At 59.2% G+C, this 15,245-nt stretch carries 12 protein-coding genes and 1 tRNA gene; 3 read left to right on the top strand and 10 right to left on the bottom strand.

The window, feature by feature from the left end; all coding sequences use genetic code 11:
• Positions 1-5: 5 nt before the first annotated feature.
• The 4 genes from NKI41_RS18470 to NKI41_RS18455 all read right to left on the bottom strand — a co-directional run bounded on the left by NKI41_RS18470 (position 6) and on the right by NKI41_RS18455 (position 2,860).
• Positions 6-245 carry a Trm112 family protein gene (locus tag NKI41_RS18470; RefSeq protein ID WP_023675986.1) on the bottom strand — a complete coding sequence of 80 codons (240 nt, stop codon included), beginning with the start codon at positions 243-245 and terminating at the stop codon, positions 6-8.
• Positions 246-449: 204 nt separating this feature from the next.
• Positions 450-1,121 carry an LON peptidase substrate-binding domain-containing protein gene (locus NKI41_RS18465; protein ID WP_352470870.1) on the bottom strand — a complete coding sequence of 224 codons (672 nt, stop codon included), beginning with the start codon at positions 1,119-1,121 and terminating at the stop codon, positions 450-452.
• Positions 1,122-1,284: 163 nt separating this feature from the next.
• The gene (gene trxA, locus NKI41_RS18460) at positions 1,285-2,277 is read right to left on the bottom strand and encodes a thioredoxin (RefSeq protein WP_352458335.1); all 993 of its coding nucleotides are present in this window, start codon (positions 2,275-2,277) and stop codon (positions 1,285-1,287) included.
• Positions 2,278-2,362: 85 nt separating this feature from the next.
• Entirely contained in the window at positions 2,363-2,860 is a 498-nt protein-coding gene (locus tag NKI41_RS18455) for a prolyl-tRNA synthetase associated domain-containing protein (protein ID WP_352684434.1), read from the bottom strand.
• Positions 2,861-3,090: 230 nt separating this feature from the next.
• Here NKI41_RS18455 and NKI41_RS18450 point away from each other — a divergent pair.
• Positions 3,091-3,165: transfer RNA gene (locus tag NKI41_RS18450), tRNA-Gly, on the top strand.
• A gap of 132 nt (positions 3,166-3,297) precedes the next feature.
• Here the strand turns inward: NKI41_RS18450 and NKI41_RS18445 are convergent.
• The 5 genes from NKI41_RS18445 to NKI41_RS18425 all read right to left on the bottom strand — a co-directional run bounded on the left by NKI41_RS18445 (position 3,298) and on the right by NKI41_RS18425 (position 10,875).
• Positions 3,298-5,523 (bottom strand): mechanosensitive ion channel family protein, encoded by a 2,226-nt coding sequence (locus NKI41_RS18445; protein WP_352684432.1) that lies wholly within the window; start codon positions 5,521-5,523, stop codon positions 3,298-3,300.
• A gap of 440 nt (positions 5,524-5,963) precedes the next feature.
• Positions 5,964-7,034: an adenylate/guanylate cyclase domain-containing protein gene (locus NKI41_RS18440; RefSeq protein WP_352614629.1), complete on the bottom strand. Its 1,071-nt coding sequence runs from the start codon at positions 7,032-7,034 to the stop codon at positions 5,964-5,966.
• A gap of 3 nt (positions 7,035-7,037) precedes the next feature.
• Positions 7,038-7,529 (bottom strand): Rab family GTPase, encoded by a 492-nt coding sequence (locus tag NKI41_RS18435; protein ID WP_254818889.1) that lies wholly within the window; start codon positions 7,527-7,529, stop codon positions 7,038-7,040.
• A gap of 15 nt (positions 7,530-7,544) precedes the next feature.
• Positions 7,545-10,202, bottom strand: coding sequence for an OmpA family protein (locus NKI41_RS18430; protein WP_352684430.1), 2,658 nt, complete (start codon positions 10,200-10,202; stop codon positions 7,545-7,547).
• 7 nt (positions 10,203-10,209) lie between these two features.
• On the bottom strand, positions 10,210-10,875 hold the full coding sequence (locus tag NKI41_RS18425) for a DUF3450 domain-containing protein (protein ID WP_352470876.1): 666 nt from the start codon (positions 10,873-10,875) through the stop codon (positions 10,210-10,212).
• A 407-nt stretch (positions 10,876-11,282) separates the two neighbouring features.
• Here NKI41_RS18425 and NKI41_RS18420 point away from each other — a divergent pair, with 407 nt between their 5' ends.
• Both NKI41_RS18420 and NKI41_RS18415 read left to right on the top strand, forming a co-directional pair.
• A complete protein-coding gene (locus tag NKI41_RS18420) occupies positions 11,283-11,414 on the top strand; it encodes a glycosyltransferase (protein WP_352684428.1) in 132 nt (43 codons plus the stop codon).
• A gap of 80 nt (positions 11,415-11,494) precedes the next feature.
• Positions 11,495-14,467, top strand: coding sequence for a trifunctional glycosyltransferase/class I SAM-dependent methyltransferase/polysaccharide deacetylase (locus tag NKI41_RS18415; RefSeq protein WP_352684426.1), 2,973 nt, complete (start codon positions 11,495-11,497; stop codon positions 14,465-14,467).
• Between the two features lie 86 nt (positions 14,468-14,553).
• Here the strand turns inward: NKI41_RS18415 and NKI41_RS18410 are convergent, their stop codons facing one another.
• Positions 14,554-15,234, bottom strand: coding sequence for a peroxiredoxin-like family protein (locus tag NKI41_RS18410; protein WP_352684424.1), 681 nt, complete (start codon positions 15,232-15,234; stop codon positions 14,554-14,556).
• Between the last annotated feature and the right edge of the window lie 11 nt (positions 15,235-15,245).

Here is a 15,245-nt window from a genome sequence, read left to right as displayed (position 1 = left end):
AGCACTCAGGGCGTTCCACCCAGGCGCGGCGGCGGTGGCATGGCATCATCTATGGTGATGACACGCGCTTCCGATGGCAGCATGATCGGAATGCCGTCCCGCACCGGATAGGCAAGCTTTGCCACCCGCGAGATAAGCTCGCCGCGCTCCGGATCCCAGGCAAGCGGCCCCTTGGTCAGCGGGCAGGCCAAGAGTTCCAGCAGCTTGGGGTCGACAGTCCTGTTCCCGTCACGTCCATCCGCCATTTGGTTTGTCCTTCCACAGGGCAATCGGGTTAAGGTTTCGAGCGCGAACTTACTTCTCCCCTTGTGGGAGAAGGTGGCCGGCCGAAGCTCGGTCGGATGAGGGGTGTTCCAGCTTGGCACCGACGACACTCCGTCCAGCACCCCTCAACCGTCTTGGCGCTGCGCGCCAATCCACCTTCTCCCACAAGGGGAGAAGGCAAGAACCTACTGCAAACTCGAACCGAAATCCTCATTGTCGCGCGCCAGCGCCATTTCGGTGATGGCGATCAGGGTCTCGGCGCGTGTCTTCAGATCGGCCGCTTCGAGCAGCGCCTGTTTCTCGGCCGGCCCGTAGGGCGCCATCATCGACAGTGCGTTGACCAGCATGGCGTTTTCGGCGCGGCTGACGCTTTCCCAGTCGGCCTCCAGATCGTTAGCCTGCAGATAGGCGCGAAACGCTTTGAGCAGCGCCGGCCGGTCGATCTCGGCGTCTGCCTGCTCCTCGTCGAGATCGGCGAGAAAGGGTGCCAACCGGCACTGCCGGAACGGTGTTTTGACCGTGAGCTCCTGGACAATACGGAACCGGCACACGCCCTGCAGCGAAATCAGGTAACGGCCGTCGCCGCTCTCGGACAGCGCAATGATGCGCCCGGCGCAGCCGACATTGCAGAGCTCCGGCTCGCCGTCGGGACGCAGCGCACCGTTAAGGCTGGGCTGGATCATGCCGATCAGCCGCGGCCCGGCGATCGCCTCGTCGACCATCTGCAGATAGCGCGGCTCGAAGATGTTGAGCGGCATGCGGCCTCCCGGCAGCAGCAATGCGCCCTCAAGCGGAAAGATCGGCATGGTCGACGGTAAGTCCGCAGCGAGCCGGTAATGCGCGTTTCCCGCCTGCACCTCAATCCTCCGATCGCTTTGTCAGGAAGCGCACCAAATCCGTCTCCTCCCGGCCGGCACAAGGCGCAACACCGGAAACCTGAAATCGAACGCCGTCCGAAAACCTAATCTGGCGCAGCCGCGGCCCACCGCAAGCCCGCGCGACAAAACAGTCTGCGCCGGCTCAGGAAAACAGCAGCGACGACAGTTTGCGCCGTGCCGACAGCGTTGCTTCGTCGGTCATGCCCCATGCCTCGAAGAGCTGCAGCAACTGGGTTCTGGCGCCGTCGTCGTTCCACGAGCGATCGGCCTTGATGATCGCCAGCAGATTGTCGGCCGCCGCCATGCGATCACCCTTGGCGTTCTGGATCATGGCAAGCTCGAACCGTGCCTGGTGATCCCCGGGATTTTCGGCCAGCCGCCGTTCCAGTTCCGCCGGATTGCCGAGCACTGCTGCTTGCGCGGCGAGCGCCATCTTGGCCCGCAGCGCGGCGAGTTGGGGCGCATCCTTCTTTGCTTCCGGCGCCCGCGCCAGCACCGCCTCGGCACCTTCGGCATCGCCGGCCTCGAACAGCAGATCGCCCAAGCCAGCGATCGCCTCGATCGTCTCCGGCGCCTGTTCCAGGATGGCATCGTAAATGTCGGCCGCCGTCTGCACGTCCCCGGCGTCGCGCGCTTCGGCGGCCGCGGCCAGCGCCTCGGCAACTTGCGGCGCACCGCCGTTCTTGCCGCCGACCTTCTGGATGAATTGCGTGATCTGACTCTCGGGAATGGCGCCCATGAAGCCGTCGACCGGCTGGCCGTCCTTGAAGGCAATGACCGCCGGTATCGACTGGATGCCAAGCTGGCCGGCGATCGATGGATGGTCGTCGATATTCATCTTGACCAGCTTGACCTTGCCACCGGCGGCTTTCACCGCCTTCTCCAGCAGCGGCGTCAATTGCTTGCAAGGGCCGCACCACGGCGCCCAGAAATCGACCAGCACCGGCTGGTGACGCGATTCCTGGATCACGTCGGCGGCAAATCCAGCGGTCGTTGTGTCCTTGATGACGTCGGCCGGCGCCTCCGCAAGCGCGACCTTCTCACGCGCGGCATCGGTGCCGCCATATTGCACGGTGGTGGCATACCGGCCGCCATTGCTGCCAAATGGGCCGCCAAAGGGGTTGCTATCACTCATCTCGTCGCCTTTCGGTCGCGCCGCCGGCCAAGGGACGGGCGCAACATCCTTCTTTAGAACCCGGTTTCAGTCACCCATGTGGCGATCATGCCGAGACTTTCAAGATAACAGCATCATGTCCGGTTGCCTCGACGAATTTGACCAGGTCCGCGGCAGCGATGGAAGTCGTCGCTTCGTTGGTCAGCGGGTGGGCATTGACCAACGCATGGCTCATCAGCTCCTCGTCCAACACGACCTTGATCCTTCGCTCGGTGTCGTTGATCAGCCCGAACACCGTGACCGCGCCCGGGACGACGCCGAGAAGCTCCATCAGCATCTCCGGCCGGCCGAAGGACACGCGCCCGGCAGCGCCGATCAGATGGTGTATATGCTTGAGATCGACCATCGCCTCCTCGCCGACGCTGACCAGGAAGAAATTGTCCTTCTTGTCCTTGAGGAACAGGTTCTTGGTATGGCCGCCGGCAATCTCGCCGCGCAGCGCCTGCGAATCGGCGACCGTGAACAGCGGCGGATGCCGCCGCGTCGATACCTCGATCCCGAGTCCGGCGAGAAAGGCGAAAAGTTCGGCTTCGGTCTTCGGCATGGGTCTTTCTTCTGATGGCCCGCTTTCAACTGCTTGTTCGACTAACGCCGTTTACGGCCAATGATGCGGCCAAGACAAGCCCGTCGCGCAACGCGGGGGCGATTGCCTTGCGACGTCTCGCAGGAGGCTTGTCCGCATTGCCGACGAAGCAAAAAGCCTGCGAATTCCCTGTTGCAATCGCCGCGCTCTTCAGCCATATAGGCGCGGCTTGCGGCCCAAAAGCCGCGCGAGCGGGTGTAGCTCAGGGGTAGAGCACAACCTTGCCAAGGTTGGGGTCGAGCGTTCGAATCGCTTCACCCGCTCCAGTTTCCTTGAGGGGAACCAAGCGATTAAGAGGCGCCTTTCGGGGCGCCTTTTGCTTACGTGGCGAAAAGAGTGTCCCTGCCATGGGCGATGCGCGGAAAGCCGCGCTGTGACCAGCAGGTGTCGCAGCTCTTCTATTCCGTTGTGCTGGCTTTTTTTCTGCGCCGAATAGTGTGCGACTGCGCGACGGCCATTTTCAACTCGGGCGTGATCTCCAACGGTGCATTCTCTGCCCCATGTTGGTTCTGTAGCCCCTGGACCTGGACGGTCGGAAATGGGAGTTCGATGCCCTGCTCCTTGAAGACCTGGCGGAGGCGTACATAGAATTTGCGTTTCATACCGAAGGCACCTCCCGGCTTGGTTGTGGCCTTGACCCTCAATACGATGCCGTATTCGCCGAACTCCTGTACGCCCTGCATCTTGATCGGGTCGAGCACCCAGTGTTTGAACTCGGGATCTTCCGCCAGTTCGAGGCCGATCCGCTTGATCAGCTTGCGAGCGAAGTCGATATCGGTGTCATAACCAACGGTGATGTTGAATTTGTCGATAACCCAGTCACGGCTCTGGTTCTGGACTGCCCCGAGTTCACCGAAAGGTATTGTGAACAGCGGACCACGATGGTGGCGCAGCTTCACCGAGCGCAGCGAAAAGCTTTCCACAGTACCCTTGTAATTGCCCGATGAAATGTATTCGCCAACACGGAACGCATCATCGAGCAGAAAAAACACGCCTGAAATGACGTCCTTGACAATGGTTTGTGCCCCAAAGCCCACGGCGACGCCGACGACGCCAGCGCCGGCGATCAATGGGCCGATCTGGATACCCAGCGAGGCGAGCATCATAAGCACCGCCATCACGATGATCGATGCGAGCAGAATATTCTGGAGGATCGGCAAGAGCGTATGCAGCCGTGCCTGCTGCGGATCGAGGATCGGGACGTCGTCGTCGCTGATCACAGGGTGCGGTGTTTCGATGCCCAGCTTTCGTTCGATCAAAGCTTTGATGATCGACCAGCCGAAGTCGGCGGCGAGGGCAATGACCACGACATTGATCAAGCCGCGCAATATGAATGTTGTCGTCGTATCGCTGTCCCGCATGGATTGCATGTCCAGACCCCAGACACGTGCGAGAAGGTAAGCCGCCGCCAGGATGAAAATCATTCGGATTCCGCGATCGATGACAGCGATCGTCACCGCCGGGATCGTGGGCCGGCCGACATCTTCCGAACCTGGCCGCAGAACGAAATTGACCCCGCGCTGCGTCACCACGATTGCCAAAGGCAGGAAGAATGCGGCGAAGGTGAACCAGAAGTATGTATAAAGGCCGGCGATACGCTGCAGGAACAGGACGACGAAATAAGCAGCCAATAGCCATGTCGCTTCCGTGTGACCGATGTGGCGCGCACCGTCTCGCTGCGTTCTTGGCCGACGCCAAATGGCGAGCAGCAGGAGCAGCAGCAGCACGAAATCGGCGCCCAGTGACAGGACCATCATTCCGTCCTGATCGATGCCGAGACCTGGCAAGAGGATAAACGCGGCGCCGAAGAAGGCGAAGACGCCGACGATCCGGGGTAGCCAATAGGACCAATGGTCAGCCGCTTCGTTGGTGATCGGCAAAGCACGAACCTCGACGGCGTTCTCGACGTTCATGAAGGAAGGGACGAGCGTGGCCATGACGTACATGCGCACACCCCATGTAACGACTGCCGCCATCAGAAATGTCAGTACAATCTCGCGGATAAGCATCGGCCAGTCGAACAACATGAACGCGCCGGCGCTGCCCAGTGCGAAAGAGACTATCAGCATGCTGGAATAAAGCAGGCGGCCACCAATCTTCTTGGCTCGCCCAACGGGCGTATCCTTCGGTTGCGCGATAATCCAAAGACGAAATGGACGGGTGAGCTTGAACGTTGCCCAAGTGAGTGCCAGGCCGGCAGCAATGAACATTGCAATCAGCACAAATACGCCGGCGGGCCCCCTGCTGGACATATCCTCCATCGTCTCTGCCCGAACGCGCGCGAACTGGCCTGGCAGCAAGGGCAAAGTTCGCACGATTCTTTCGATATGATGCCTGATCCCATCGAGCGTCGAGGATGCCATCGTATTCATCTGGCCTGGTGCGGCCACGGCGCCGGACGATGCGTCGGTCGGCGAAGCCCCTCTCTCGGCGGGCGCTCCCGTTGACCCGGCGTCCTGATTTCGCTGTTCGGCCACCCAGGCCTTCACTGACGGATCGTCGAGAAGCTCGAACAATTGTTTGACCCTTTCAGGCGGGACGGTCGCCGGCGCCTGCGCTTGCGCCTGACCAGCCAACAAAAGGGCGATCCCAAAGACGAGCGGCCTGGCAATCAGGGCAAACATCGCAGTCAGGTCTCCGAGACGCCGCGCCGGGCGCGCCAGGTTCCTGGCTCCCAATCGTCGAGTCATGAGTGGCATCGTGCTGTTAACCTTCCGATCAGATCGGCGAGCAACGACATCTATGTCCGTTGTTGCCCTACCTTGAAGAAACCGATGTTGCGGTGCAAGACGTCATCGTTCCGAGCCAGACCGCTGTGCCGGGTACGTGGCGGTGTTTATTTAGCCGCCGGGGGCAGGGCATTCCGACCTCGGCCCAGGCCTCCGGCCGTTCTATGAACTGGGCATCGACGTTAAATCTCAGGAACTGATTTCCTGAGATGACCAGGACAGACCTTTGGCGGTCACTCGGTGGTCAACTGCTTCGCGCACCGCTGCGGACATTCGAAACCATGATGTTGCTTGAGATGCAATGCGCTTCCGGGTCGGCACTGCCATGCGGCAAATCAGGCCGGGAGCCGCCACATTCGCACACGACCTGTACCACGCAATTCCGTTTCCTGGAGTGGGTCGCAAGCAAAATTTGGTCCAAGCAGTTGATGAGTTGCATCCGAAATGCGGATTTCATCGGGCTCCGCGGACGTTTGGATACGTGCGGCGAGATTAACGGTGTCGCCCCATAGGTCATAGGCAAACCGCCTTTTGCCTATGACGCCCGCCACGATTGGTCCTGAGTGAATTCCAATTCTGAGTCTTATCGGTTCTCCTGCGAAGCGTTCGCGCTTAACCGCCTTCCGCAGTTCAAGTGCATAGTGCGCAAGGGCTTCCGCATGATCGGATCGCGCGGTGGGCAGGCCAGCGACCACCATCACACAATCGCCGATTGTCTTGATCTTTTCGCAGCCGTATCGCTCCGAGAGCAGATCCGCCGCCTTGAAGAAGTAATTTAAAATAGCGAGCGTCGTCACGGCTCCGACGCTCCGCGCTCTTTCCGTAAAGCCGACGATGTCGGCAAAAAGCACACTCACCTCCGCATGGTTGTCTGCAATTTGTTCGTGCGCTTTTAGCCGCTCCGCGATCGACGCCGGAAGAATGTTGAGGAGTAGGGCTTCGGCGCGCTGGTATTCACGCGACAATCCCTCTTGGCTCGCCCTCAACGCCTCGTTTGTCGATTGTAATTTCTCGTTGAGTTGACGCTCCCTCTCTTGCAGAAGCGTCATTTCATAAGCCTTCTGTTGAAGCCGCTGCCTATTGTCGCGTTCGGCAGTGGCGTCAAGAAAGAGCAGCCACACGCAGGCATTGTCAGCAAAAAGATGGAGGTCCGCGACACGCCCGCTGGGCAGTTCGACCATGGCCATATCATATGGAAGCTCCGGGCAGGGCAACAAACCTTCCATGAATTCAAGCTGCTCGGCAACAGGCTTACCTATGCGAACTGACGAGAGTCCGTAATGGTTAACGTTACCGCCCTTCGCAGCTATGCAAAGCTGGGCGTCGATTTTCAGATATGCGACCGAGCGCTCGTTGTAGAAGAAATCGTAAATCCAGCTTTTAACTTCTCTTGGCAAGACATTCATGGTTTATTTGCTAACCATCGAAGCAAGTTGACGAAACGCATCATCAACATGTTCGCCCGAAAGCGCACTTGTTAGATAGATTTGCCATCCAAGTTGCCTCAGTTCGTCAATTTCACTATCCGATATTGCCCACCGATCGGCCAGATCGGATTTGTTGAACAGCAATACAAACGGCATAGCGCCGAATTCAGCCTCGGCCCGCTCGCGCAACGTGAGCGCAACGGCAAGAGTAGCAGCGCGTGTTCCATCGACGACAAGCACGAGCCCACTCGCACCTCGCACATAGCTGACGCGGAATGAGCCGATATCGTCTTCGCCGGCCAAATCCCACAAAATCAGATCCACGGTTTTGTCCGGGAATGCGACACTCTTCTTGTCGATTTTCACTCCCACCGTGGTCAAGTAGGTTTCTGAAAAGATGCTTTGCACAAACCTGCGAACCAGACTCGTCTTTCCGACAGCGAACCCGCCCAACATGCAGATCTTCTTTTGCAATATCCTGGGCTCCGCCTAGTGGAAGTTTACCGTAACCGAAACTCTGCGGTTGGCGGAGTTCCCGGTTCGGCTATTTTCAATCTCCGCTGGCTCAAAGGTGCCCGCGCCGCGAACCAAGAGCAACTCCGGATCGACGCCGCGCTTCTTGAGAAGCGCACGAACTGTCTCCGCGCGCGCGGCGCTGATCGACAACTTGGCCGTTTCACGGCCCGTCTCGTCCGAATGGCCGGTCAACATGAACTGTGCTGTTACGCCTGCCTTGCGGGCGTCCTCGGCCAATTCCTTCAACTGATTCGCCAATTTGTCGAGAACCGGCAGTTGCTCTGGTCCCGGTACAGCCTTGCCAGAATCGAAGAAAATGTTGACCGCTTGAATAGCCTCCCTCAAATGAGTGAGTTGCGGAGGGGTCAACTCACGCAGCTCGGAGAGTTCTAGAGAGAGTCCGTCCGCGGACAGCTGTTGGGCGGCGACCCGCGCCCGATCTATCCAGGCGGCAGGAGCTTCACCCTGGGCAACGATGCGATCCTTGATGATCGAAAGCCGTACTGAATCCGGCGGAGTCAGCGACGCCATCAGCCGCTTCACCACGAACTTCGGATCAAGGCTTTGATAGAATTGCCACTGTGAATGAACGCGAGCAGGATCGACCCCTGTTCCGGACAGCAGAGCCTTCGGGTCGGCGGCCTGCGGGTCTCTCAGGCCGGAAATATAGAAATGTCCCCCCCTCGCCGTTTGTTGGGCGACGATGATTCCCGCTTGGGCCTCCAGTCGCGACACATAAGTCTGCCAGTGCTCCGCCGCGCGTGCCTCGGGGCTCACATCACGAACCTTGGAGATGTCGAATTCCGGTCCGCCTGCCGAGAGCTGTCGGGCCGCTGCGCGTGCGCGGTCTATCCAGATGTCGGGAGCCTCACCCTCGGCAACGATGCGATCCTTGACGATCGAAAGCCGTACTGAATCCGGCGGGGTCAGCGATACCATCAGCCGCTTCAGGACGAACTTCGGATCAAGGCTCTGATAGAATTGCCACTGCGAATGAACGCGGGCGGGATCTACCTCCGTTCCGGACAGCAGAGCCTGCGGGTCGGCGGCAAGCGGGTCTCTCAGGCCGGCAATATAGAATTGGCCATCACGCACCTTTTGTTGGGCGACGATGATTCCCGCTTGGGCCTCCAGTCGCGACACATAAGTCTGCCAGTGCTCCGCCGCGCGTGCTTCGGGGCTCACATCACGAACCCTGGAGATGTCGAATTCCGGTCCGCCTGCCGAAAGTTGTTGGGCCGCTGCGCGCGCCCGATCTATCCAGGTGTTGGGAGCCTCACCCTCGGCAACGATGCGACCATTGACGATCGAAAGTCGTACTGAATCCGGCGGAACCAGCGACGCCGTTAGCCGCTTCAATACGAACTCCGGATCAAGACTCTGATAGAATTGCCACTGTGAATGAACGCGGGCGGGATCGACCTGCGTTCCGGCCAACAGCGACTGCGGGTCGGCGGCAAGCGGGTCTCTCAGACCGGCAATATAGAATTGGCCATCACGCACCTTTTGTTCGGCAACGATGATGCCCGGCTGGGTCCCCAGTCGCGACACATAGGTCTGCCAGCGCTGCACGGATTGCCAGGAAAGAAAGAACCAACCGCCTGCCGGAATCAAAACCAGCAGGACTGCAGCCACGACCAGCCACGGAAATCCCTGGTTTGATTCCTCCTGCTTCAGTTCAACGCAGGTCTGCAACTGCGTCTCTACGCCGGCCAACTGCGAACTGTCGCCGTCAAACTGCTGTAGAGCCTGTGAGCATTCATCATGGATGCGAAGCAATACATCGCGAATTATTTCATGTAATTCCTCCGGCGGATTTCCCCGGATCACCGCAACCAGAGTCGCAAACGGTCCAACTTCCGACCAGAGACGAAGCTCTCCGAAACGAATGGTATCCAGGCCGCTCTGTTCTTTCTCGTTAAATGAGTCTTTTACAAAATCTTGAATTGCACTAAGCATAGAAGAAATGAGTTGAGGATCTTCGCTAGTTGCATTATCGGCAGTTACATGCGCTATCAAAAGCCCGGAATTGCGATTGATTAGAAAGACGTGTTCTACACGATAAACAAGAGAATGCTTAAGAACAACTTCTGAGAAGCTTGCTCCTGTTCTCCAAGCTTCAAGTCTCCACTTGAGCCCATGCCAGGTAAATATATGTCTTAAAGTTTCATTCAACGATTGAAAGGTCTGGTCGATCTTTTCGCCGATCGACTTGCGAATAGCCGGCAGAAACACCGGGTACAATATATCCGTCAGCGTACGCGGGCTCTTCTGGATGGACCGTTGCACGGCCCTCTCGACAGCTGGCGCAAGGGCCTCTCCGAGTTGCGCATGAGGCGCACGTGCGGCTGCACTGGGGAGAACGCTCCCCACTGCAGCCGCAAGCTGCTCGGGTTCGTCGAGCAGGTGCGTAACTCGTGAAAGCTCCGAAATTTCGCGGCCGACCAGCAACTGGCGCAGCGTTTCCATGCGAGGGTCGGCGGTTGGGATTCCGTCGAGACGCGCACGATAGTCCGGATCAACGTTCCGGGCAATTTCGATCAAAAGGCGAGCCAGCGCCTCGCGATCAATCTCTGTATCGTTCGAAGCTGCTCTTTGAGGGAGGCTGATTGGGCCGACAGTCGACGTCAAGTTCCGATCAACTCACTTTCCAGGTACGCTCCGAGTTGTTCTTGCTGCCGACGGGATCCTGATTTAGACATTTTGCAACCTCAACAAACAGGCCAGCCAAAAGATTTCGGTCGGTCTTGACATTGCCAAGATCGGAAAACATTTTCTCCATCAGCATCTGAATGCTTTCATTCTTTTGCTTGATTTCCTCACGTAGCAAATGATCGTTTCGATTTATCCGGTCCGCAACTTCCCGCTCAAGCTCGCTCAACTGATCCGACAACGCGCGCACCTGCTTTTCGAGCGCCTGATTTTGCTCGCGAAGATTCCGATCAATCTCCTTATCGGCGTCGGCTCGCGCGTCTTTTTCGTTCCGCAATTGCGCCGCAAGCGAGTCGACCTGCTTCTTTGCATTTGACTCGTACATTTCAAGATTGCGCTTGGCCTCGGATTCGACATCCTTGAAGCGCTGCAAGACCCGTTCTTCAAGCTTGGAAAAGCGGCGGTCATAGTCCTGCATCTGGTTGCCGAACAGCAGATCACGTATCTTGTCGACACCTACAGCGTCGCCGGGGGCCCCACTCTCGCGAGCCTGGCCCGCCATGAAGGTCAGCCCGCTTCCGTCTGCATTACTTATCAGATTTGCGTCCGCTTTATTTGCCGAAGAAGCGGTACTCGAAGATTCCTTGGCCATCCCATGCCCCTTCTTTTGAACATTGCCACAGCGCTAATTTAGCAACTGGTAAACTTGCCAGTAAAATTGTCGACCCGCAAGCCGGAATCTTCTCGGCTTAAGTCGGTTCGAACGTCCCCATTCGGGTAGATTTCGACATGCGGCTCGATCCGGATCAGCTCGCGCTCGCGTCTTCGCCCGCGATCATCTTTATGCAGATGAAATGCGAGAGCGGAGATGCCCTGGCGCATCGACCTCAGCTCCAAGCCGTCGGGCATTCGCGCTGCCATTCAGCCTGTGTTCAAGTCTTTTTTGCCCGCCTCTAATTCGCCCTTATCTTGACAGGGCAGTGCTGCCAGCCGATGCCGTCATCCGGTTTTGACATTTGCCAACTCTTGCCGAAGAAAACGAAAGCTCGATGATCCAGGATGCTACCGCAACGCGGTGTGGTACCGATGCTCAATGCCGAGCAAACCGTCGGCGCCATGCTTGCCGGCATCCGCCGGCAGACCTGCCAGATACTGGATATAGTGGCGATGGACGATGGGTCGACGGACTGATCGGCGTCGATTGTGACGGCCTACGCCGAGAAAGTTCAACACATCTTGTTCTACCTCGAACCAGGCGCGGGTAAGACGGCGTGGCGCATGATCCCTTGGTTTCAATCGTGGTTCCTGCGCACAACGCGGAGGTAACGCTGGCGCGCTCACTCGATTGTCTTCTTGATCAGGAAATAATGGATTGGGAGGCGATCATCGTCGACGACGCCTCCACGGACCGCACCCCTGCGATCATCGCCGGTTATGTAGAGCACGATGCCCGATTTCGGATGTTGAGCTCTTGCGCGCATAGCCCCGCCGGCGCGCGCAATAGCGGGATTTCGAAGGCGCGCGGCCACTGGCTCATGTTTCTGGATGCGGACGATTGGGTGGATGCCAGCTTCCTTGCCAAAATGCTGGCCGCACTGAAATCCGCTCCCGATGCAGTGGCTGCCTATTGCGGTTCCCGACGCGTGATGCCCGATGGCGAACTCACGGCGTCGAGCATCGCAACGGAGGTTGCGATTCAACCCTTCGAAACGTTCGCCCGCCGGTGTGCCGTCCGCACTCACGCGCTGCTGGTCGATCGGGAGATAATTGTCGAGTTGGGCGGTTTCGACGTGTCGCTGCGCACCTGCGAGGACTGGGATCTGTGGCAGCGCCTCGCACGTCTAGGCAAAAATTGGGTGATGGTCGACGAGCCGCTCGCTTTCTATCGGGCCAGCCCCAACGCGCTCAGCCGCAATTCGGCGCAGATGCTGGCAGATGGCGAAGTCGTGATCGCTCGCGGCTTTTCCGCCGATCCCAGGGTCAAACACCCGGCATCGGCTCACGCCAATGGAGCGACCGACGCGAACGGCCACACCGCTTCAGAAGCACTCGCGTGGTTCGCGTTGTGGAACGCCGCATCGGATTGCGGCTGCGGCTCGCGCTCGATCAACCCGCAGTCCCTGCGCGCGCTCCCAGCAGGACGTAAGTGGGCGCGTGAGATCGCCAAGGTGGCCGTCGATGGCCTTATGGTAGGAAGCCTGTCGGTGCCAGCGCAATTGGCTGCCAGGTGGGACAGGTTCGGCGCTTCCCTCACCGAGTTGATCCTCGAACTCGGCAAGGTCTGGAATAATCCGGACGCGGCTCGCCGCGTGCAGTATCACTTTGAGCAAATGCTGCTCGATGTCGACGATCTTGCCGCGCCGCGCAGGCTGGCGCGGACACTTGGAATTCGTGTCGACGTGCGAAATCCGGCCTCGATCGAAGTACCGAAAGGAATCGATCAAATCTATGCCCATCTGATGATGGATGGCCAGATCGAGGCTCTCGTGCAGTTCGGCGTACTCGGGAGAGTGACGAGGCGTCATTGGATTGAATTGATCCTGAATTTCCTGCCCTCTGAGCGGCCTATGCACAGTGCCGCGCGACTTGCGAGGCGATCGCCTGTAGATGCACCGCAAAAGGGCGCCGGTGCCGACAAGTCAAACATGTCTGCAGCCGAGGCATTGTTGTCCATGGCGCGACGCCGGTCTGATCAGGACAGCCATTTCGGCAAACTTGCGGGATTGGCCGCGGAAGCGCAGGCGCTGGTTCGGTCGAGCGCCGAAACTAAAGAGCCTTTTGCAGCGCCGCGCCGTGCACGGGCCGCGGATGGGCGCGACAATGACCGCACATCTTTCTGGAATCGCCATTTTGCGATCGAGGATCCCTGGAACTACGGTTCGCCCTATGAGCAGGAAAAATATGAGCGGCAGCTCGAAATTCTGCCTGCCGGTCCCATCGGACGGGCGCTTGAGCTGGCCTGCGCGGAGGGCCACTTCACGCGGCAGCTGGCGCCGCGCGTGGGCCATTTGACCGCAACTGACATCTCCGCCGTAGCCGTCGGGCGGGCGGGCGCGCGATGCAGTGATCAGCCGAACGTTGAGTTCGGCGTACTGGATTTTTCTGCGGACACGCTGCCGGGCGAGATGGATCTGATCGTCTGTTCGGAAGTGCTCTACTACCTGGACGATCTCACCGAGTTGCGGCGCATCGCCAAAAAACTTGTTGAGGCGTTGGCGCCTGGCGGCAGTTTCATCAGCGCACACGCATTCGTGCTACGAGACAATGTTGAAAGGACGGGCTTCGACTGGAACACATTCGGTGCACAAGCGATCTCAGAGACGCTGGCAGCGGGCCACGGCCTCGTTCTCGAGCAATCGATCCAGACCGAGCTCTACCGCATAGACCGCTTCCGCCGCCTGTCACCAGGCGACGTGGCGACGGAACCGACGATAGATCATGTGCCAATCCGCGCACCCGTCGAAATCGGAGTCGCACGAAATATCGTCTGGGGCGGGGCGCGGGCCTTGCGCCGCGACGTCGCACATAGCGAGCGGCGGCAGCGTATCCCTGTCCTCATGTATCACAGTGTCTCCGATGAAGGTCCGGCCGCGCTCGCCCGTTTTCGGCTCGCGCCCGCCGCATTCGCCAGCCAAATGACATGGCTGCGCGCCAATGGCTTTCACGCGATTAGCTCCGAGCAGCTGGAATGGTTCATCGCCAACCGTCAGCCTTTCGTTGGCCGCCCAGTGCTCATCACCTTCGATGACGGCTTCCAGAACTTTGCCGACCATGCCTGGCCGGCCTTGCGCGCGAACGACCTGACCGCGGAAGTGTTCCTGGTGACGGACTTGGTGGGTGAAAGTGCACAGTGGGACGCCTACAGCGGCCCGCCGACGCAGCTTATGGACGCCGGGACGGTGCGACGCCTCGCCGGCGAAGGTGCGTTCTTCGGAAGCCATCTGGCGACGCATCGCGCGATTGATGGTCTGTCGAGCTCTGACTTGGCCGCCGAGCTCCTGCGCTCTCGTATGTTCATCGAACGGTGGACCGGTCGGCCAACCGCGGCGTTCGCGGCACCCTTCTCTGTCACCGACCGACGGCTTGGCAGGCTGGCCAAGGAGTGCGGCTATCGAATCGGCTTCGGCGGCAGACACGGACCGGCGGACCTCGATTGCGATCCCATCGACCTTCCGCGCATCGAGATTCGTGGGGATCGTTCGCTCGATGACTTTGTTGCCGTTGTCGAGGCCGTGCTCGCATGAACCGTGAACTTGTCAGTGTCTAGATTCGTACCAAATTGGTTCCGCTTTTTTGTTCCGTGTCCCGCCCGCTTACCTCGTTCGCAAGTCTATTGGGCGACTTCGGATACGGCTGACATCAGCTCCTGCGGGCTTGGCGCCCCAAACATGTATCGCCCACCCTCTGGAACCTCCGTGAAGCTCCAGCGGACGATCCCCTGCCGGTCCAGCAGGAACTGACCGACCAATTGTCCGTGTCCCGTTGCTAGCATCTGCTCGTCGGCTTCGGTCAGCTCGTAATGGTCCCTCTTGTTGAGCATTTCACTGGCCGCAAGAGGATCCATAGGACCGGGCAACTCGCCTGGTATGTCGACCCGCATATCCTTTGCCGCTGCCATCGAGACCTTGTACGGCCAGTTCGTCTCGTTTTGGGTGAATTCGAGATTGGGCAGTCCAAAAGCACGATGTGAAGCGCGTTCAGGATCGGAGGCCGCAAGCAGATTCGGCATCGGATGGTAGCGGAAATAGAGACGCGCCCGTTCGATCGGCGTGTTGACCACCGTCAGGCTCTCCACGCCCCTTTCGCGCAGCTCCGGATCAAGCCGCGCCTGGGCGGCGATATGGCGCCGGCAAAACGCGCAATGCAGACCTCGAAACAGGCCGACCAGCACCGGTTTTTGGCCGCGAAAATCGTCAAGCGCGATCTTGCCTTCCTGGGTAATGGCGTCGAGTACCACGTTTGGCGCACGGTCGCCCGGTTGAAGCGGCACCAAGTCACTACGCGCGGACATTTCCAACCTCC

This window comes from Mesorhizobium sp. M0601, from assembly GCF_040320845.1.
Lineage (GTDB): Bacteria > Pseudomonadota > Alphaproteobacteria > Rhizobiales > Rhizobiaceae > Mesorhizobium.
This window is presented reverse-complemented; position numbering and strand designations above follow the sequence as displayed.